This is a genomic window from Pseudovibrio sp. WM33 (assembly GCF_001623165.1).
GTDB lineage: Bacteria > Pseudomonadota > Alphaproteobacteria > Rhizobiales > Stappiaceae > Pseudovibrio.
Map to the genome: position 1 here is coordinate 166,873 of NZ_LMCK01000055.1, position 19,400 is coordinate 186,272.

General features: G+C 53.6%; 16 protein-coding genes. 10 read left to right on the plus strand and 6 right to left on the minus strand.

The genetic code is table 11. From position 1 onward, the window contains the following. Window positions 1–55 precede the first annotated feature (55 nt). Window positions 56–2,092 carry a TRAP transporter permease gene (locus PsWM33_RS10540; protein ID WP_063300176.1) on the plus strand — a complete coding sequence of 679 codons (2,037 nt, stop codon included), beginning with the start codon at window positions 56–58 and terminating at the stop codon, window positions 2,090–2,092. 74 nt (window positions 2,093–2,166) lie between these two features. Beyond that, on the plus strand, window positions 2,167–2,682 hold the full coding sequence (locus PsWM33_RS10545) for a peroxiredoxin (RefSeq protein WP_063300177.1): 516 nt from the start codon (window positions 2,167–2,169) through the stop codon (window positions 2,680–2,682). Between the two features lie 49 nt (window positions 2,683–2,731). On the opposite strand, the gene PsWM33_RS10550 is transcribed toward PsWM33_RS10545, so the two are convergent. Continuing rightward, window positions 2,732–3,451 carry a glutathione S-transferase family protein gene (locus PsWM33_RS10550; protein WP_063300178.1) on the minus strand — a complete coding sequence of 240 codons (720 nt, stop codon included), beginning with the start codon at window positions 3,449–3,451 and terminating at the stop codon, window positions 2,732–2,734. A gap of 101 nt (window positions 3,452–3,552) precedes the next feature. Between PsWM33_RS10550 and PsWM33_RS10555 the strand changes: the two genes are divergently transcribed. Continuing rightward, window positions 3,553–4,299, plus strand: a complete 747-nt coding sequence (locus PsWM33_RS10555; RefSeq protein WP_193778388.1) for a helix-turn-helix transcriptional regulator — start codon at window positions 3,553–3,555, stop codon at window positions 4,297–4,299. A gap of 437 nt (window positions 4,300–4,736) precedes the next feature. Then, complete coding sequence (locus PsWM33_RS10565; RefSeq protein ID WP_057461245.1) at window positions 4,737–5,057, plus strand: hypothetical protein; 321 nt, start codon at window positions 4,737–4,739, stop codon at window positions 5,055–5,057. 11 nt (window positions 5,058–5,068) lie between these two features. Here the strand turns inward: PsWM33_RS10565 and PsWM33_RS10570 are convergent, their stop codons facing one another. The 5 genes from PsWM33_RS10570 to PsWM33_RS10590 form a co-directional block, all read right to left on the minus strand. Then, entirely contained in the window at window positions 5,069–5,518 is a 450-nt protein-coding gene (locus PsWM33_RS10570) for an HIT family protein (RefSeq protein WP_057461246.1), read from the minus strand. A gap of 2 nt (window positions 5,519–5,520) precedes the next feature. After that, complete coding sequence (locus tag PsWM33_RS10575) at window positions 5,521–6,717, minus strand: efflux RND transporter periplasmic adaptor subunit (protein ID WP_063300181.1); 1,197 nt, start codon at window positions 6,715–6,717, stop codon at window positions 5,521–5,523. Between the two features lie 2 nt (window positions 6,718–6,719). Then, entirely contained in the window at window positions 6,720–9,092 is a 2,373-nt protein-coding gene (locus PsWM33_RS10580) for an ABC transporter permease (RefSeq protein ID WP_063300182.1), read from the minus strand. Continuing rightward, complete coding sequence (locus PsWM33_RS10585; protein WP_063298398.1) at window positions 9,086–9,793, minus strand: ABC transporter ATP-binding protein; 708 nt, start codon at window positions 9,791–9,793, stop codon at window positions 9,086–9,088. Before PsWM33_RS10585 ends, PsWM33_RS10580 begins: the two co-directional genes overlap by 7 nt. A 99-nt stretch (window positions 9,794–9,892) precedes the next feature. Next, window positions 9,893–10,918 carry a substrate-binding domain-containing protein gene (locus PsWM33_RS10590; RefSeq protein WP_063300183.1) on the minus strand — a complete coding sequence of 342 codons (1,026 nt, stop codon included), beginning with the start codon at window positions 10,916–10,918 and terminating at the stop codon, window positions 9,893–9,895. A 469-nt stretch (window positions 10,919–11,387) separates the two neighbouring features. Here PsWM33_RS10590 and PsWM33_RS10595 point away from each other — a divergent pair, with 469 nt between their 5' ends. From PsWM33_RS10595 to PsWM33_RS10620, 6 genes are all read left to right on the plus strand, one after another. Continuing rightward, a complete protein-coding gene (locus PsWM33_RS10595) occupies window positions 11,388–12,662 on the plus strand; it encodes an ABC transporter substrate-binding protein (protein ID WP_063298396.1) in 1,275 nt (424 codons plus the stop codon). 116 nt (window positions 12,663–12,778) lie between these two features. Next, window positions 12,779–13,744 carry a carbohydrate ABC transporter permease gene (locus PsWM33_RS10600; RefSeq protein WP_063298395.1) on the plus strand — a complete coding sequence of 322 codons (966 nt, stop codon included), beginning with the start codon at window positions 12,779–12,781 and terminating at the stop codon, window positions 13,742–13,744. Further along, a complete protein-coding gene (locus PsWM33_RS10605; protein WP_057461253.1) occupies window positions 13,741–14,568 on the plus strand; it encodes a carbohydrate ABC transporter permease in 828 nt (275 codons plus the stop codon). Before PsWM33_RS10600 ends, PsWM33_RS10605 begins: the two co-directional genes overlap by 4 nt. A gap of 5 nt (window positions 14,569–14,573) precedes the next feature. Continuing rightward, window positions 14,574–16,238, plus strand: coding sequence for an alpha-glucosidase family protein (locus tag PsWM33_RS10610; protein ID WP_063300184.1), 1,665 nt, complete (start codon window positions 14,574–14,576; stop codon window positions 16,236–16,238). A gap of 15 nt (window positions 16,239–16,253) precedes the next feature. After that, window positions 16,254–17,381, plus strand: a complete 1,128-nt coding sequence (locus tag PsWM33_RS10615; protein WP_063300185.1) for an ABC transporter ATP-binding protein — start codon at window positions 16,254–16,256, stop codon at window positions 17,379–17,381. 397 nt (window positions 17,382–17,778) lie between these two features. Continuing rightward, complete coding sequence (locus tag PsWM33_RS10620; protein ID WP_063300186.1) at window positions 17,779–19,392, plus strand: ABC transporter substrate-binding protein; 1,614 nt, start codon at window positions 17,779–17,781, stop codon at window positions 19,390–19,392. Window positions 19,393–19,400 lie beyond the last annotated feature (8 nt).

The window sequence follows — 19,400 nt, forward strand, 5'->3', positions numbered from 1 at the left end:
CCGGTAGATATCTGCCGGGCGCTGCTGTTTTTAATCTAAACGAAACGCAGGGCTGATGTCTCAGGATACGACAGATCAATCCCTTGAGGATCTGGAACGGAAATACGATCCAGACCTTACCTTCCGAGCGGCTGGTCCGGTGCTTGCTGTTGTTATAACAGCGGCACTTGTTGCCATGTCGCTTTATCATTATTACGCGTCCGGCTTCGGGCTTATTCGAGAGCTTGTCCATCGCGGCATTCACCTTTCGTTTGTGCTGGGGCTGGTGTTTGTTCTTTTCAGTTTCATCAAGAGCACGAGCAGCCAACCTGCGCCTTCCACATGGTGGCGCCCGAGTGGTGTGCATCTGTGGGATATCGTGCTGGCAGTGATGGCTGTGGCTGCGGCAATGTATTTGCCATTGTTGCCAGCTGAGGCGGTTGCCTCCCGTGTTGGGGCTCCTGCGCCGATTGATGTGTTTATGGGCACCGTGCTGCTGGTGCTGGTGCTGGAAGCTGCGCGGCGATCCGTTGGGCCAACGCTGCCGCTGATTGCGCTGATCTTTGTTGGCTATGCTGTGTTTGGCATGTACGCACCGGGCGCTCTGCGGCACCCGGGCGCGAGTTGGACGGGGCTGATCAATCACCTATATATGACGAACCAGGGCATTTACGGCATCGCCATTGGTGTGGTTGCCAAGTATGTGTTCCTGTTTGTTTTGTTTGGGGTTTTAGCCACGCGCATTGGCCTTGGGCAGTTGTTTATTGATCTGGCCTCTGTGATTGCCGGACGCTATGCAGGCGGGCCTGCGAAGGTTGCGATCTTCTCCTCTGCCATGCTGGGCACGATTTCCGGCAGTTCCATTGCCAACACGGTGACGACAGGCTCGCTCACCATTCCAGCGATGAAAAAGGTTGGTTATCCGCCACACTTTGCGGGGGCTGTTGAAGCGACGGCATCAACGGGCGGGCAGATTACGCCGCCGATTATGGGGGCTGCTGCCTTCATCATGGTGGAGTTTTTAGAGATCCCGTACCGTGAGGTGCTGCTTGCGGCGATGTTCCCGGCAATGCTGCATTACTTCGGCATCTTTGTGATGGTGCATCTGGAAGCCAAACGCCTTGGTTTGCGCGGCCTTACCAAGGATGAGCTGCCGAAAGCGTTGGTGGTGATGAAGCAGCACTGGCTCTCCGTCATCCCGCTGGGCATTCTGGTTTACCTGATCATCTCCGGTAAAACGCCCGACTTTGCAGCGGTTTGGGGGATTACTGCTTGTGTGGTTGTTGGGATTTTAAACCCGCATAACCGGATGGGTCTCAAAGACCTGATTGAGTCCCTGGCGACAGGGGCCAAGTACTCGCTGGCTGTTGGGGCTGCTGCTGCAGCTGTTGGCATCATTGTTGGCGTGGTGACGCTGACGGGAACGGGCTTCCGGCTTTCGTTTGTGGTGACACAGGCTGCTTCTGATCTGGGCGGGTTTATTGCGTCCGGTATGCTTGCAGAGTATGTGACGCAGAATGGGCTGACGCTGTTCTTCACCCTGTTGTTTACGGCAGTTGCCTGCATCATCATGGGCGCGGGTATTCCGACAACGGCGACCTACATCATTCTGGTTTCCATTGCTGCACCTGCGCTTGCCTTGCTGGGCGTTCAGCCGCTGGTGGCGCACTTCTTCGTGTTCTACTACGGCGTACTTGCAGACATTACGCCGCCTGTGGCGCTGGCTGCTTATGCCGGGGCTGGGATTGCTGGTGCGAACCCGTTCAAGACCGGCAACACGGCGTTCCGTCTTGGTATCGCAAAGGCGCTGGTGCCGTTTGTGTTCGTTTACTCTCCTGCACTGCTGTTGGTGACGCCGGAGTTCACCTGGTACGACCTGAGCGTAACTCTGGCGGGTGCCATGTGTGGCATTGGTCTGCTGGGTGTGGCGTTCTCTGGCTACATGCTGGCGGGGCTGAATAAGCTGGAGCGGTATTGGACGGCCTTTGCGGCGATGTTCTTCGTTGCGCCGGGCTTGCAAACCATGGCAATCGGTGGAGTGTTGATGCTGCCTGTTGTGGTGCGGCAGGTGATGGCACGTAAGAACCAACAGCTGATGACGCAAGACGCTTAGCGGCGATGTTTTATGAGTGAGATAGCCCCGCCGGATGAGAATGTTCGGCGGGGTTTTTATTGGAGAAGGTTTGATTGATTGTGACTGACACTAAGAGTTTGCTTGGCATGAAGCTTCCGGCGCTGAAACTGCGGACAACCAATGCTGAGATGATTGATTTGTCAGCGTTACAGGGCCGCACTGTTGTCTATGCCTATCCTAGAACAAGCCCTCCAAATGAAGGGCCAATTGAAGGGTGGGATCTCATTCCCGGAGCTCGTGGATGTACGCCTCAATCCTGTGCATTCCGGGATCACTTTGGTGAGTTAAAAGCGGTTGGGGCGCAAGCGGTGTTTGGGCTTTCTACTCAGTCGACAGCGTTTCAGGCTGAAGCTGCTGAGCGTTTGCATCTGCCGTTTGCTTTGCTTTCTGATGAGGAACTGGAACTGACGAAGGCGATGGAGCTGCCGACTTTTGAGGCTGGTGGCATGGTTCTGCTGAAAAGGCTCACCATGATCATCAAAGATGGTGCGATGGAACACGTTATGTATCCGGTGAGTGATCCGGCGCAGAATGCTGAGGATGTGATTGCGTATTTGAAGCAGTCGTAGTGAATGTGACAAGCCCCCGCCGGATGCACCAATCCGGCGGGGGTGTTGATTAGGCTGCTTCGGTTGCTTTCTCCGGGTAGGCTTCTTTGATGCGGTCTGCGTAGGCGACGAGGTTGGGGAACTGCTCGGTGGTTTCCTTCCAGCCGGAGAAGGGCAGGTTGGAGAGGGTGCAGAGGATTTGGGCGCCGATGGCGGCATCAGCAAAGCAGGGGCGATCGCCGAGCAGAAATGGTTTGTCACCGAGTTGGGTGGAGATGGCTTGCAAGTCTGCACGGCCCAATGCGAGGCGCTCTTCCCATGTGTGCTGGCCGTAGCCGTGATTGTTGACTTTGGTGATGACGCTTTTGCGAGACTCGTTTGCAAGGGAGCTGCGCATTTCCGGTGGCAGGATACCGAAGAACTGATCTTCGATGACAGCAAAGTTCTCATCTGGCAGCCAGCGGGTACAGACGGTCACGAAGTACAGAGAATGCTCTGCCATTCGCATGAAGGCGTGGGCCACAGCCAGTTCTGCCTCAGAATAACCACCTGAAAAATCAGCGTTATAGTTGATCACCAAATGCCGTCTGATGAACTCGGAATCGGCGATGAGCTCTTCTTGGTCCTTCATCACCGGGAGCTTGCCTTTGGGGGCGGTTTGCAATGCTGCTGGGCCTTCCAGAACGTCATAGGACAGGCCCGCCATGGCGAGCAGGATGTCTACTTTCAGGCAAAACGGGCTTGCGCTGACACCATCGAGTTTTGCGCTGAATTTGTGGTTTGTGAGCATTTGCTTTCTCCGCTTGTGTTTGGTGGGGGATTGGTAGCAAAGTGCTCCTGACAGCATTGTGTCAGGAGTGTTTCGCATTCCAAACTTATTTGGAGGAGTTCATGCGCAGGGCAGATCGGTTGCTGCAGGTCGTTCAGTTGTTGCGACGTCATCGTGGGCCGGTGACCGGTGATGCGATGGCGGAGGAACTGGAAATCTCTGTTCGCACGCTTTACCGCGACATTGTCAGCCTGCAATCGACTGGTGTGCCGATCCGCGGGGAGGCGGGGGTCGGTTATGTGCTGGATGAGGGGTATGATCTGCCGCCGTTGATGTTCAACAGTGATGAGCTGGAAGCGGTGATGATGGGCCTGCGCCATGTGCAAGTGCGTGGGGATGAGCAGCTTATCCGCACAGCCAGCGATGTGATTGCCAAGATTGCGGCAGTGCTGTCTCCCGAAGCGCGCGATGAGTTCATTGAAGCCCCGCTTTATGCGCCGGATTTCGGGGTGGAGCCTATTCCCACAGCACGGATTGAGCTGAAGGATGTGCGGCAGGCTATTCGCGGGCAGAACAAGTTGCGGCTGACTTATGAGGACGCGCAGGGGGAGATGAGTGAGCGCCTGATATGGCCGCTGAGTCTGACTTTCTTTGCACACTCACGCATGATCGTGGCGTGGTGCGAACTGCGCAAGGACTTTCGCGCCTTCCGGACAGATCGTGTGACCCACATGGAGGTGCTGGAAGACCGCTACCGCGAAAACCGCGTCACCCTGCGAGATCGCTGGTGGAAGATGGAACTGGCCCGGCGGGAGAGAGAGGCGGCGGAGAAGGCTGCGAAAGACGGCTTGCCTGTTGCAACGAGTTAGTGTGAGCCCTATCAATACTATATGTATTTTTTCATTCTCACTCTACTCGTCGTATCCTTGATTTCAGCCGGAATTTCAGAGGGAATTTTTCTTCGGTTCAAAGCTGATGACTACTTTGAAAATAGGCAATCCGCACACATCTTTCATTTTCTAGTTGCAATGCTAGCTGGATTTGTTGCGATGTATTATGCGTTATGGGATTACCATCAGGCTGCTGCTGATGAGCCACGAGCTTTCCAATACCTAGGGTACATCGCCAGTCTACCTACCGGCATTTTGGCGTATGCCGTTTGCAACCTGTTCTACGAGTTCCTCCGGTATGTGAGAGGAGCGTGAGTACGTGCTGAGATATGCACCTTCAGCTTGTGTTTGGCTGTCATATAAGTGAGAATGATTGCGTTTTGAAAATGCTTTTTTGAGCGCGTGCGAGACTCGCTTTGCATTTTGTAATTTGGGACAGCTTTCTGGTACTCGCTGCTGCCTATATCTGTACGGTGTTGGCTGAGTTTCTTGTTATTGGGCGCAATGCTGAAGGGTATTTCCGCTCGAACAAACTCGCGCGGGTGCTGCTGTTTATAGGGGCTATGGCTGTATCGATAGCAACGACGCTTTGGGTGCTACTCAGCTATGGTTTTGCTGACACAGTTATGTACAGAGCGAATGGATACATGGCACTTGTTGCAGGTGTTTCCAGCTCGTTTCTCTCGTATCTGGCGCTCTATCTGATCTATAAGTTTGTCGAAGATATCTTCAATTGAGTAGCGACTTATCAGAGGTGTTCAGCACTCATTGCTTCCTTGATTTTTCTGAGTATCGCCAGCTGCTCGTTGTGGGGCGGACAGGGTCTATCCTGAAAGGTGAGGTCCTCATTGAGGATGTAGCGGCGGGAGGTGATGTCGGTTTTCTCATACATCGGGATCAGATGAGCGTGGGCGTGGGGGATATCTCCGCCGGTGAAGAGGAATGCTACTCTTTCTACTCCAGTGATTTGCTTGAGTACTTTGGCAAGGTGTTGGCCGAGTTGCATAATTCTGGTCGCAAGTTCGAGGGGTAGATCATCAAAGTAGTCGTAATGCTCCAGTGGGATGATCTGAGTATGACCGGGGCGGATTGGGCCATTGTCGAGAAAGGCCATGATCTTGTCATCGCGATAGACCTCGAAAACGCGATAGTGCTTCTGGGCTATTTTGCAAAAAGAGCAATCCGTTTGTTCGGTCATCTCTACTCCGCTGCCACTGCAGTACCATGTGAGACAGTATCTCCCGGAAACTGGATCACGGTGTCGTTCTGGTTCAAGCCAGAGCGGACTTCGGCCATGTCCTGGTTGAAGGCGCCGATGGTCAGGAGTTGGAGTTGGGCTTTGCCGTTGACGATTTTGAAGGTGGCCCAGTCGTTGCCTTCGCGGAAGAGGGCGGTCATGGGAATGTGCAGGACGTTTTGGCCGTGCCATGTCTCAATGGCGGCGCGCAGGTGGAAGCCGTGGCCGAGTTCCAGTGCCGGGGTTTCCAGATCCAGAATTGCGTTGACGCGCTGTTCCTCGATGCCAAGGGCTGAGACCTTGGTGAAGCCAGCCGGGTCAATGCGGCGGACGGTTGCCCTCAGGGTGTTGCCGCCCCAGTCGACCAGCGTTGCTTTTGCCCCTTCAGCGATTTTCACGGCTTCGGTAGAGAGCAGGTCCACGACCACCTCGATATCAGCGGGATCGCCTAGTTCCATCAGCAGGGCACCAGACTGGATGGTTTGCTCGCTTTCAACGGCCAGATTGAGGACCAGGCCGTTGATCGGGGAGATCATGCGTACGGCCAGTTCTTCTGAACGTTCAGGATCCTGAGCGATGTGCGGCTCAATCAGACGGGCTTTGGCGCTTGCAAGGTCGCTGTTTCGCTGGGCAATCTGAGCTTCTGCGCTTTGGACTTTGGCGGCTTTCAGGGTGACGTCGATTTCCACGCGCTCCAATTGAGCGTCAGAGATGGTTTTGGAGCGGTTGAGGCGTTGGGCGCGGATGAGTTCTGACTTGGCGAGTTTGTGTTCTGCCTTGGCGGAGGCGAGCTCAGCTTCTGCCAATGAGATGGCAGCTTTGGCGGTTTCAACGCCTGCCAATGCCTCTGCTTTGGTGCGGGCGTTCATGAACGGAGTGGTGAGTGGGTTGATGGTGGCCACTGTGGTTTCGCCGCGAGACACCTTGTCGCCGACTTCCAACAGGGAACGGTCGACCCGTCCGGCGATTGGGGCGGAGATTTTGTAGATCTCTTTGACGCGGGTTTTGCCGTCTTCCTCCACGGTGACAATCAGGTCGCCGCGGGTGATCCTGGCTGTTTCAACGGAGATTGGCTTTTCCTGCAAGGCCCAACCAATGAGGAGAAGAACGAGCAGGGCGACAGCAATATATGCGCCTCGTTTGACGTATTTACCGTTCATTCCTATTCCCTCGTTTTTAAGGTTTTGATGAGATCAAGTTTGCCCACACGGCGGCGCACGATGAGCGCACAGGCCAGGGCGGCAGTGAGAATGACAAAGCTGGCGATGGCGTAGGTGCTTGGCAGCACCACAAGTGGCACGCGGAAGAGATCACTGGCGAGGCCCTGTATCATGCCTGCTGCCATGCCATAGCCGATGAGCCAGCCCATGGGCTGTGCCAGCAGAACAATCATGGCCATTTCCACCAGAATGACGTGAAACACTTCCTGCTTGGAAAAGCCGATGACGCGCAGGCTGGCGAGCTCGCGGCCCCGCTCTGACAGCTGAATGCGGGCGGCGTTGTAGACGACACCGAAGGCGACAATGACGGCGATGGTGATGTAGGCAACCAGCATGGAGGTGAAGCTCTGTTCCATGAGCTCGCGGAACTTTTCTCGAGAAAGCATCTGCATGGCTATCCCGCCAAGGCCCGGTGTTTCTTTGACAGCATTGTAGAGATCATCAAGCCGTGTGCGGTCGATGTTGATGGCAAGATCAGAAATGCGCGGGCCTGTGGGCACAAGGGCGTTCAGCGCGTCTATGTGCATGGAGGCGGAGATGCCCATGTAGCTGGTGACGGTGCCTGAGACCCGAACCTGCCGCAGGATCGAGTTGTGCTTGGTCAGCTCCACGGTGAGCATCTCGCCCGGCTTTACACCCAGCTGGTTGGCGAGGTGAGTTGGCAGCATGAGACCGGTGCGGGGCATTTCAATAGCGCGCTCATCAAGGTCCAGAATGCGGGAGAGGTTGGCGTTGGTTGGGCGGCCTGTGATGGCGACGCGCTTTTCTTTGGGACCAAAGCGCAGGATGACGGGTTCTTGTCTGTAGGCTTCTGCGGTGAGAACGCCGGGCAGGCGCAGGATGTCATCGAGCACGCTGGGGGCTTTGTCATCTGCCAGTGTCAGGCGGGCATCTGCGGTTTCTGCTTTGTTGAAGGCCACATTGATCATGTGGTCCATGGAGTTGGTCAGGAACAGCGCGGAGACGAGCAGGGCCAGCGCGAAAGAGACGCCAAGGCTGGTGAGCAGGCTGCGGACCGGATTGTGCATGAGATGGCGCAGGCCCATGGTGCTGAGCTGGGACAGGATGCGCACACGCCTGGACTTGAGCGAGAGGAAACTGCGGAAACGTGGTGGCGCAGGTGGACGCATGGCGACTGCGGGTGGCAGGCGGGCGGCCTTCATGATGGAAGATAGCGCACCGCCCAAAGCAGCAAACAACGAGATGGCGGCGGCGATGAAGTAGAGGTCCGGGCTTTCATCGAACACGAGGAATGGGAACGAGAAGTACTGCGCATACATTTGGGTCATCAACTTACCCATGTAGTTGCCAGCAATGGAGCCGATTCCAACGCCCAGAAGCGCAATGAAAGAGACGAGTTTGGCGTAGTGACCTGCGACGGACCATGACGAGTAACCGCAGGCTTTCAGTAGGCCGATCTGCTCCCGCTCCAGAGCGATCAGGCGAGACAGGATCATGTTGACGAGGAAAGCGGAGACCAGCAGGAATATGGGGGGTAGCACTTTCGCCATGGCGGAAAGCTGGGTGAGCTCCGCATCCAGAAAGGCGTGGGATTGCTGGTCTTTGCGTTTATACGCGCCGGTGCCACCGTATGGCTTGAGCAGGCGGTCGAGTTGTTCCAGTACGCAAGGTGTACAGGCGCCTCTGAGTAGCCGCAGCGAAATATCGTTGGCCGCGTTCTTCATGTCGAACAGGCCTTCCATGGCGGATTGAGCCATGAAGAAGACGGCGAAGCGGCGGTCGTCGGGGACCAGATCTCCGGGACCGAGAGCGTAGATGAACTCGGGGGAGAGGATGATACCCGTGATTTCGAGGTTGAGCTTCTTGCCGTTCAAGATTGCGCTGAAAGTGTCGCCGGGGTTGAGGCCATGTGCTTTGGCGAAGCGGGAATCTAGAGCGACTTGGTTGGTGCGGGAGCCTTCCGGTAAGCGGCCTGCGCGTAAGTAGAGGCGGTTGACGGCAGGCTTTCTGCCTGAGGGCAAGGAAAGCGCAATGCCAGCGGCGGGTTTAGCCATCTGCGGAATGTCGAGGATAGCGGAGCGGACAATGCGCATTTCGACTGCTGCGACGCCATCAATGGCTGCAATGCGTTCCTTCAGGTGATCGGGTGCGCGAACGGCCTGTGCGAAGATGTGGCCGAAGCGGTACTGGTCGTAATAGGTTTTCTGCGTTTCGCTGAGAGAGCGGTAAGCGCCTTGGGCGAGGATCAGCGTCATCACTCCGCAGGCCATGACCAAAGCAATCGCGAGCACTTGCGCCCACAGGCGTTTCAAGTCGCGGATGACTTTTCGGTCAAGGACGGGTAGAGCTACCATGCAACCTCCGAAGGTTGCTTGGGTGTTTCATTCTCGTGGGTGCTTTCGATAGCGCCGTCTTTGAAGATGTAAACACGGTTTGCCATCTGCTGGATTGCCGTGTTGTGCGTGATGATTGCTGTGGTGGTTCCCAGTTCCAGGTTGATGCGCTGCAAGGCTTCCAGCACAAGTGTGCCGGTTTGGGTGTCGAGCGCGCCGGTGGGTTCGTCGCAGAGCAGGACTTCTGGTCGCTTGGCGATGGCGCGGGCGATGGCGACACGCTGCTGCTCTCCGCCGGACATTTCTGCCGGGAAGTGGGAGGAGCGTTTGCCGAGGCCGACCAGTTCCAAGGCCTCCTGTGGGTCCATCGGGTTCTTGGCGATCTCTGTTGTCAGAGCCACGTTCTCCCACGCGTTGAGGCTGGGAATGAGGTTGTAGAACTGGAAGACGAAGCCGACGTAATCGCGCCGATAGCGAGTTAGATTGCTTTCGCTGAAGTCTGTGAGGTTTTTTCCCATAAACGAAACACTGCCGAAGGTGGCGTTGTCGAGCCCGCCGAGAATGTTAAGGAAAGTGGATTTGCCGGATCCGGATGGTCCGAGCAACACAACCATCTCGCCTTCAAAGAGTGTCATGGAAACACCCCGAAGTGCATGCACCTCAACCTCGTTTGTGGTGTAAGTCTTGGTTACATTATCGGCGATGAATACTGGCGCTGGCATAGGGGCCCCAACCTGAATGTGCAGCCACACTCCAATATAGCCTCAGTTTCAAGTTGTATGGCAATGATCCCACGCAAGGAATTGAGTAAATTCCCTAGGTCAGGTGCTGCTGCGTGGCGGAGCGCCTACAGATTTGCGGAAAATAAGTTCCGGGTGCCACAGGCATTGCAGCTCTTTGATGTCCGTGCCTTTGAGGTAGTTCATCGCCATGATCGCGATCTCCCGGCCTGCGTCGCGCAGTGGTGAGCGGGTGACGGTCAGTGGCGGGTTCATGTCAGATGCTTGTGCGAGAGGCACGTTGTCATCGTGGGCGACGATGGAGACTTCCGAACCGATCTTGATGCCGAGTTCGTTACAGGCTCTGTACGCGCCTTTTGCCATGACCACACTTGAGCAGAGCAGGGCAGTCGGGCGGTTTTCGAGCTGCAAGATTCCCATGGCGAAGGCGTAGCCGTTTTCCTCTGACATAGCGCCTGCACGCATATAATCCGGGTTTGGCGTGACGCCTCGTTCCTTCAACGCATCCTGCCAGCCGTTGAGCCGGTCAATGGCGTAGACACGATTTGGATGGCCGTTGAGGATCGCGATCTTGTCGTGGCCCATTTCCAGCAGCATCTTTGTGGGCTCGTGGAAGACGCCGTAGTTGTCAATGTCGATGTACGAGTAGCTGTCACAGGTGGCAGTGCGGCCATGGACGATGAATGGCATGTTGAGGTCTTGCAGAAGACGGATGCGTTCTTCACTCAGATCCACGTTGGACAGGATCACCAGATCAACAGTGCCTTTTTCCGCAAAGCGGCGGTAGACGTCCTCTTCTTCACTCTGCGAGGAGGAGATCATGATGTCGTAGTCAAGCTCGGATGCCTTCTCTGAAAGACCTGTCAGAAACTCGATGAAATGCGGGTCGAGAAACATGTTCATGTCAGTGGGGAAGGCGATGCCGATCACGCAGGAGCGTCCGGTTGCCAGACGGCGTGCGTTGACATTGGGACGATAGCCATAGGTCTTTGCTGCCTCCGAAACCCGGTTTCGGGTGGCGAGAGACACGTCAGAATACCCGTTCAGAGCTCTGCTGACTGTGGTTTGTGAAAGACCGAGATGATTGGCTAAACTCTTAAGATTCATAATAATTCAATGGCTCAAACTTGCTGTGCGCCTTGTTTATAGCCCCTTTTTCTCCCGCATGCTTGGATGAAATCTAGCCCAGAAGTCTGCCTAAAATCCAGTAGGACCTTTATCTTTTCCAAAGCGCTTTGGAAACGGTAACGGAGACAGTGGAAAACTGGTATTTTTCAGAGGTGCAGAAAAATACCACATATGATGGGCTCTAAACTTAGGAGAATTCAGCTATTTTGTGGGTGTTGCGTTGCAAAATATGACGTCAGATGGACAGCCTCACAAAAGTTCCTACGGATTTTTACTATTGACTTAGACCGGTGACTAAACTTTGCTTGTCTCAAAGCGCTTTGGGAATCTTTTGAAAGATGACCAGTGTTTGGGGAGCCCTTCGCTCTGGAGGGGTAATTAATGGCCGGACAACGATTGGGAATTCGTTGAACCAAGGGCCATGGACGAAACAGGGAGGCGTCCCATTATGGGTATCCGTCGTACATTATTAGGTTCTGCTGTTGCTGTTGCTGGTATGGCTGGCGTTGCGGGTTATGCAATGGCTGCTGAAGTTACGGTTGTTTGTGGTAGCGTTGGTCAGGGCGCTAAGCTCTGTAAAGGTGCTGCAACCGAGTGGGCTAAAGAAACTGGCAACACCGTTAAGTTTTTCGCTGCACCTGCATCATCTACCGAGCAGCTGGCGCTGTACCAGCAGATCCTGAGCTCTGGTTCTTCTGATATTGATGTTTTCCAGATTGACGTTATCTGGCCGGGTATTCTGGGAAGCCACCTTGCTGATCTGAAGCCATATTCCAATGGTGCAGAAGACATGCACTTCCAGCCAATCGTTGCGAACAACACCTACAAGGGCAAGCTGGTTGCTATGCCTTGGTACACTGACGCTGGCCTGCTGTTCTACCGCAAAGATCTGCTCGAAAAGCATGGTGAAAAGGCTCCTGAAACCTGGGGCGATCTGACCGCGAGTGCGAAGAAGATCCAGGATGCTGAACGCGCAGCTGGCAACAATAAAATGTGGGGCTTTGTTTATCAGGCGAAGGCTTATGAAGGTCTGACTTGTGACGCTCTTGAGTGGGTCGACAGCTTTGGTGGTGGCGATGTTGTGAATGCTGATGGCGATATCACCATCAACAACGAAAAAGCTGCAAAAGCTCTGTCTCTCGCAGCAAGCTGGACCGGTACAATTGCACCTTCTGGTGTTCTTTCCTATCAGGAAGAAGATGCACGTGGTGTGTTCCAGTCCGGTAATGCAGTGTTCATGCGGAACTGGCCTTATGCATGGTCTCTCGGTCAGGCTGACGATTCTCCGATCAAAGGCAAAATCGGTGTGATGGCTCTGCCTAAGGGTGGTGAAGACGGAAAGCAGACCGGTACTCTTGGTGGCTGGCAGCTTGCTGTTTCCAAATACTCCAAAGACCCTGAAGCCGCTGCAAGCCTTGTAATGCACCTGACCAGCAAAAAGAGCCAGAAACAGCGCGCTATTGAAGGGTCTTACAACCCAACCATTGCTGAGCTGTACTCTGATGCGGATGTTCTTGCAGCAAGCCCGTTCATGGGTCAGTTGAAAGACACCTTCACCAATGCTGTGGCACGTCCATCCCGTGCAACTGGCTCTAACTACAACAAAGTTTCCAATGCATTTTACAATGCAGTGCATGACGTGCTTTCCGGTAAAACCGAAGCAGAGGCATCCCTTGCGAAGCTTGAAAAGAACCTGAAACGCATCAAGCGTAAAGGCTGGTAAGTCTCCTCCCTAGACTTGCGATCTGTGTTGCGGCCTCCCGATGGCCGCAACACTGAACCGAGCTCCTGGGTGGTTCCTTGGAGTTTCCCTGAAATAAAGAAACCAAGGATCAGAGGATGACCCTTGCTCTTCAGCAGGATGGTACAGCCACTCGTAAGGCAAAACGCTCCAATCTGAGCTCTGCCAGATTGCGCGCCGCGTGGCTTTTTCTCGCCCCCATGATGATTGCTTTGGCCGCTGTTGCAGGCTGGCCGTTGCTTCGCACCATCTGGTTGGGTTTTACCGACGCAAACCTCACAGATCTCAGCCAATCTCAATTCATCGGCTTTGAGAACTATCTCTCGTATTATGACGGAGAGGCTTATGGCGTTCTCGTTGATGCCGAGTGGTGGAATGCGGTTTGGAACACTCTCTGGTTTTCTGTCATCTCTGTTGGTTTTGAAACTCTGTTCGGGCTTCTCATTGCATTGATCCTGAATGCGGAGTTCAAAGGACGCGGCCTTGTGCGTGCTGCGGTTCTGATCCCCTGGGCGATCCCGACTATTGTTTCCGCCAAGATGTGGGGCTGGATGCTTCACGATCAGTTTGGTGTGATTAACGAAATTCTGCTGGGTGTCGGCATTCTGTCTGAGCCGATTGCCTGGACGGCTGATCCTTCCACCGCGATGTGGGCTGTGATCATGGTGGATGTCTGGAAAACAACACCGTTCATGGCGCTGCTGACCCTTGCTGCCCTTCAGATGCTTCCGGGTGATATCTATGAGGCTGCCCGCGTGGATGGCATCAACCCGATCCGTGTGTTCTTCAAGGTGACGTTGCCGCTGATCCGCCCGGCAATCATTGTTGCAGTGATTTTCCGTAGTCTTGATGCACTGCGTGTGTTCGATCTGATTTACGTGCTGACGTCCAGCTCTACGTCGACTATGTCCATGTCAGTCTATGCAAGGCAGCAGCTGGTGGATTTCCAGGAAGTTGGCTATGGCTCTGCAGCTGCGACGCTGCTGTTCATTGTGATTGCCTTGTTGACGACCATTACTGTGTTGGCTGGCGGATTGAAATCCGGTGAAGGAGAACAGTCATGAACAGACAGATGAAGTCTATTCTGTTTTACACACTGGTTGTTGTGGTCGTGATTTTCTCGGTCTTCCCGTTCTATTACGCGATTGTCACGAGTTTCCGGAGCGGGCAGGAGCTGTTCAATCCGTCCGTATTCCCAACATCCTTCACGATGGGGAACTATTTCTCCATCTTCAAAGAACAGCCGTTTGGCCTCAATATTCTGAACTCGGTGATTGTTGCGACGTCTGTTGTGGTTCTGTCGCTGATTATTGCAGTGACGGCGTCTTATGCGCTGGCTCGTATCCACTTCCGAGGCCGTGGTCTGTTGTTGATGACGATCCTGTCAGTCTCCATGTTCCCGCAGGTGGCGATCCTCTCCGGCATGTATGAGTTGATCCGCTCCATGGGCCTTTACAACTCTCTGCCGGGTCTGATTATCCCGAACACAGTGCTGACTCTGCCATTCACTGTTTGGGTGCTGACGACCTTCATGAAGGAACTGCCGAAGGAGCTTGAAGAGGCTGCTGTCGTTGACGGAGCTTCTCCGCTGACCATTGTGCGCCGGATCTTCCTGCCGTTGATGTGGCCAGCGATGGTGACCACTGGTCTGCTTGCCTTCATCGGTGCGTGGAACGAGTTCCTGTTCGCGCTCACCTTTACTCTATCCAACGAAGTTCGCACCGTGCCAGTGGCGATTGCCCTGATGTCCGGTGCAACTGAATACGAGCTGCCATGGGGCAATATCATGGCTGCTTCTGTGCTAGTGACCGTCCCGATCGTGGTCCTAGTGCTGGTGTTTCAACGAAAAATCGTCGCTGGTCTTACAGCTGGTGCGGTTAAAGGATAACTGGAATGAACCTCTCTACCCCAATAAACGAAAATACAAGCCATCGTGTTCTGGCGAACGATCCGGATTGGTGGCGGGGCGCAGTCATTTATCAAATCTATCCGCGGTCTTTCGCGGATAGCAATGGCGATGGCATTGGTGACCTTCCAGGTATTACAGAGAAGCTGGACTACATCTCCGATCTTGGTGCTGATGCGATCTGGATCTCGCCTTTCATGAAGTCGCCGATGGATGACTTTGGATACGACGTTTCTGATTATGAAGACGTTGATCCAATGTTCGGCTCTCTGGATGATTTCAAAGAGCTGGTGGCTAAAGCGCATGGTAAGGGCATTCGTGTTCTGATCGATCTGGTGATTTCACACACCTCTGAGCAACATGAGTGGTTTAAGGAAAGCCGGAGCAATAAGACCAACAGCAAGTCTGACTGGTATGTCTGGGCAGGCCCTAAAGCTGATGGTTCTCCGCCAAACAACTGGCTTTCCATCTTTGGTGGTTCTGCCTGGCAGTGGGACAGCCGCCGTTGTCAGTACTACCTGCATAACTTCCTGCGTTCTCAGCCGGATCTGAATTTCCATTGCGAGGAAGTGCAGCAGGCAGTGCTTGATGCAGGCCGGTTCTGGCTGGAGCTGGGTGTTGATGGTTTCCGTCTGGATACCGTGAACTTTTACGTTCACGACAAGCAGCTGCGTGACAACCCGCCATATCCCGATCCTGATAGTCTTGCGGATGTGACTGGTGTGAACCCTTATGCATTCCAGGACCATAAGTTCGACAAGTCGCAGCCAGAAAACCTGCCATTCCTTGAGCGCTTACGGGCTGTGATGAACGAGTATCCGAACACCACCACAGTTGGTGAAATCGGTGCGGGACATGAAGCCAGTGAGATTATGAAGCAGTACACCTCTGGTGAGGGGCGCCTGCACATGGCGTACAGCTTTGATCTGCTTTCCAATACGCCAACTGCAAAGTATGTGCGTGAGCGGGTGACCAACCTGCAGAACATTGTGACTGAGGGCTGGCCGAGCTGGGCGATGTCCAACCACGATGTGAAGCGTATGGGATCACGGCTTCCTGCTGATGTTGATCCTCAGGTGGCAACACCTGCTTTGATGGCGCTAAGCGCCTCCTTGCGTGGTAGCCCATGTATCTATCAGGGTGAGGAACTGGGCTTTAAAGAAGCTGATGTGGCTCTGGAAGACCTGCAGGATCCTTATGGCATTGAGTTCTGGCCTGAGTACAAAGGTCGTGATGGGTGCCGTACGCCGATTGCTTGGACTAAGGACGGTGGCTTCACCACTGGCAAGCCTTGGTTGCCGATGGCGCAAGACCATCTGGATCACAGTGCGGAAGTTCAGGCTGGAGATGAGGCTTCTCCACTTCGCCGGACAGCGAAATACCTGCAATGGCGTAAAGACCAGAAGGTTCTGCAAAAAGGGTCTTTGGACTTTGCTGATCTGGGAGAAGATGTTCTGGCGTTTGTGCGTGAGCATGAAGGTGAACAAGTGCTTTGCGTCTTCAACCTGACAAATGATGATATGCGTGTTGCTCTGGGAGCGTACAGCTCTGCTGCGTTGCTGGAGGGGCATGGATTTAGTGCGGAAATGGACGGCGAGGCACTCAACCTGCCTGCATGGCAAGTGGCTTACTTGCAAATCTCAAAGAACTAAGCTGAGGGCAACACCATGGCAGATGTAACACTCAAGGGTATCGTCAAGGACTTCGGGTCAACCCGCATCATCCACGGCGTTGACTTGCAGATCAAAGATCGCGAGTTGATCGTGTTTGTTGGGCCATCCGGCTGCGGTAAATCGACTTTATTGCGCCTGATTGCAGGGCTTGAAGATATCACTGACGGTGACATGTTCATTGATGGAGATCTGGTGAACCAGCGCTCTCCTAAGGAACGCAAGATAGCCATGGTGTTTCAGAGCTATGCTCTTTATCCGCATATGAATGTTTATGAGAATATGGCGTTTGGTCTTGAGCTCTCCAAGCATTCAAAAGAGGATATCAAAGAGAAGGTGATGGAGGCGGCTCGTATTCTCGAGCTGACTCCGTTGCTGGAACGCAAGCCGAAGCAACTTTCTGGTGGTCAGCGGCAGCGTGTGGCGATTGGCCGTGCGATTGTTCGTAATCCTAAGGTCTTCCTGTTTGATGAGCCGCTTTCCAACCTTGATGCGGCGCTGCGTGTGCAGATGCGTATTGAGATTGCCAAGCTGCATCAGGACATGGACGCCACTATGGTGTACGTGACCCATGATCAGGTGGAGGCAATGACGCTTGCAGACCGGATTGTGGTGCTGAACGCTGGCCGGATTGAGCAGGTTGGTAGCCCGCTTGAGCTGTACCATCGTCCACGCAACAAGTTTGTGGCTGGCTTCATCGGATCGCCGAAGATGAACTTCATTGAGGCGCAGGTGACAGGAGTTGCTGAAGACGGTGTTGAGCTGTCGGTTATCGGCTCTGATCCTGTGAAGGTTGTCGTTGATCCGACTGGCCTTGCTGTTGGCGATAAGGTTGAGTTTGGTATTCGTCCCGAGCACATGGGCAGCGGAACGGAAGGCGAGCTTTCCGGGAAGGTCGAAGTTATTGAGGAACTTGGTGAGAGCCACTTCCTGCATGTGCGCTTGACCGACGGTTCTTTAATCACCGTTCAGGGCAGGGGTGATGCTACTGCGAAGGCTGGTGAGAGCTGCAAAGTGAAGCTGGATTGCAGCCATGGGCATGTGTTTGGCGGTGACGGATTCGCGTTTTCAAAATTGGGGACGTTAGGTCAACATGAAAAGACTGCAACTCTTGAGGGTGCGTGATAAATAAAATTGCTCACAGGCTCACTCCAATTTGGCATAGAGTTCCAACGCTGCACCTTGTGTGCAGCGTTTACTTTTTCTGAGACGCCTCTTCATTTCTTAAAACGATTAAATAGCTGATTTTTTTAGACTGAATCAGGCTTGATCATACCAATTGACTAGTCCGTTAGGGGAGGTTTGATTACTGGCAGAAACCGCAAGGTTAGCCGTCCAGAATCAAGCAAGGATTGAGCTGGCGCATGGTATTCTTTGGCTGAGCTCAACCAAGGGTACTTGTTCCCATTCTTAAAAAGTGAAAGAATTTAATCAGTGATTGCACTTAGATGCGGTTACAATTCTTTCGCCTTCGCGCGACTAACGATGTGAAGGCATTTTATAAGTAGGGGAGCATTTTATAATGCAATTTAAGCGTAGTCTTCTCTCGCTGGCGCTTGCTGCAAGCGTGGCGATGCCAATTTCCGGCGCTATCATCTCTGAGGCTGGTGCTGCAACACCACCTAACATGCTCATTGTTGCTGGCCGTATTGACGATATCATTTCGCTCGATCCGCAGGAAATGTTTGAGTTCTCTGGTACGGACATGGCGAACAACATGTATGACCGTCTGGTACAGCTGAACCCAACTGACCTGTCCAAAGGTTATGAGCCAGGTCTGGCAACGAGCTGGGAAATCTCAGAGGACGGCAAGACCTTTACCTTTAAAATGCGTGAGGGCGTCAAGTTCCACACCGGCAACCCTGTTACTGCAAAGGATGCTGAATATAGCCTTCGCCGTGCAGTTGCGATGAAGAAAACACCGTCTTTCATTCTTACGCAGTTTGGCTTCACTCCTGAAAACATGAGTGAGACAATCAAAGCCGTTGATGAGAACACTTTCCAGATTACGACAGATAAGAAGTACGCTCCTTCTTTCGTGTTGAACTGCTTCACTTCTGCAATTGCTTCTATCGTTGATAGTGAACTGGTTAAGTCCAATGAAGTTGATGGCGACTGGGGTAATGGCTGGCTGAAAACAAATTCTGCTGGTTCTGGCGCGTTTAAGCTGCAGAGCTGGAAGCCAAATGAGTCTTATTCTCTGACTGCTGTTCCAGGTTACTGGCGTGGTGAAGTTGCGATGAAGCGCGTTATCGTGCGTCACGTGATGGAATCTGCTTCTCAGCGTCTGATGCTGGAAAAAGGCGACGTTGATGTTGCTCGTCACCTGTCTCCAGAAGATATTGCTGCGATCTCCACCAACGAAGATCTGAAGGTTGAAGACACGCTCCGTGGTCGTCTGATGTACATCTCCTTCAACCAGAAGGATAAGGCGCTGTCCCATCCTAAAGTTGCGGAAGCTTTGAAGTATCTCGTTGACTACAAAGGCATGACCGGTTCTTTCCTGAAGGGGCAGTACACCATCCAGCAGGCGTTCCTTCCGCAGACCTATATGGGCGAACTGAAGGACACTCCATTCTCACTGAACGTTGAAAAAGCTAAAGAGCTGCTCGATCAGGCAGGTTATGCCGATGGTTTCGATGTTGAGTTCATCGTTCGTAATGCGACTGAGCGCGTTGAAATTGCTCAGAGCTTGCAGAACACCTTCGGTCAGGCTGGCATTCGCGCCTCTATCACACAGGGAACTGGCAAGCAGATCCTTGGTCGTTACCGCGCTCGTGACTTCCAGATCTACGTAGGTGCATGGGGTCCGGATTACCCAGATCCACACACAAATGCTGATACCTTCGCAAACAACCCGGATAACTCCGATGAAGGTAAGCATGTTGGTAAACTGGCATGGCGTAACGCTTACCCAGCAACAGAGCTGACCAAGCTGACCGATCTGGCTGTACAGGAAAGTGACCGCGAAAAGCGTGCCCGCATGTACGTGCAAGCTCAGAAGACCTTCCAGAAAGAAGCTCCATTCTCAGTTATGTTCCAGCAGATTGAACAGAACTCCATGGCTGCAAACGTAACCGGCTTCAATCCGGGTGGCGCTATTACTGGCGTATTCTTCTGGCCTGTAAAAAAATAAGATTGGCT

What these genes read in the sequence shown, in the direction of transcription:
- PsWM33_RS10620 (WP_063300186.1), top strand. Translation starts at nt 17,779, where the DNA reads ATGCAATTTAAGCGTAGTCTTCTCTCGCTGGCGCTTGCTGCAAGCGTG.
- PsWM33_RS10555 (WP_193778388.1), top strand. Translation starts at nt 3,553, where the DNA reads ATGCGCAGGGCAGATCGGTTGCTGCAGGTCGTTCAGTTGTTGCGACGT.
- PsWM33_RS10605 (WP_057461253.1), top strand. Translation starts at nt 13,741, where the DNA reads ATGAACAGACAGATGAAGTCTATTCTGTTTTACACACTGGTTGTTGTG.
- PsWM33_RS10575 (WP_063300181.1), bottom strand. Translation starts at nt 6,717, where the DNA reads ATGAACGGTAAATACGTCAAACGAGGCGCATATATTGCTGTCGCCCTG.
- PsWM33_RS10570 (WP_057461246.1), bottom strand. Translation starts at nt 5,518, where the DNA reads ATGACCGAACAAACGGATTGCTCTTTTTGCAAAATAGCCCAGAAGCAC.
- PsWM33_RS10610 (WP_063300184.1), top strand. Translation starts at nt 14,574, where the DNA reads ATGAACCTCTCTACCCCAATAAACGAAAATACAAGCCATCGTGTTCTG.
- PsWM33_RS10590 (WP_063300183.1), bottom strand. Translation starts at nt 10,918, where the DNA reads ATGAATCTTAAGAGTTTAGCCAATCATCTCGGTCTTTCACAAACCACA.
- PsWM33_RS10580 (WP_063300182.1), bottom strand. Translation starts at nt 9,092, where the DNA reads ATGGTAGCTCTACCCGTCCTTGACCGAAAAGTCATCCGCGACTTGAAA.
- PsWM33_RS10540 (WP_063300176.1), top strand. Translation starts at nt 56, where the DNA reads ATGTCTCAGGATACGACAGATCAATCCCTTGAGGATCTGGAACGGAAA.
- PsWM33_RS10585 (WP_063298398.1), bottom strand. Translation starts at nt 9,793, where the DNA reads ATGCCAGCGCCAGTATTCATCGCCGATAATGTAACCAAGACTTACACC.
- PsWM33_RS10595 (WP_063298396.1), top strand. Translation starts at nt 11,388, where the DNA reads ATGGGTATCCGTCGTACATTATTAGGTTCTGCTGTTGCTGTTGCTGGT.
- PsWM33_RS10550 (WP_063300178.1), bottom strand. Translation starts at nt 3,451, where the DNA reads ATGCTCACAAACCACAAATTCAGCGCAAAACTCGATGGTGTCAGCGCA.
- PsWM33_RS10600 (WP_063298395.1), top strand. Translation starts at nt 12,779, where the DNA reads ATGACCCTTGCTCTTCAGCAGGATGGTACAGCCACTCGTAAGGCAAAA.
- PsWM33_RS10615 (WP_063300185.1), top strand. Translation starts at nt 16,254, where the DNA reads ATGGCAGATGTAACACTCAAGGGTATCGTCAAGGACTTCGGGTCAACC.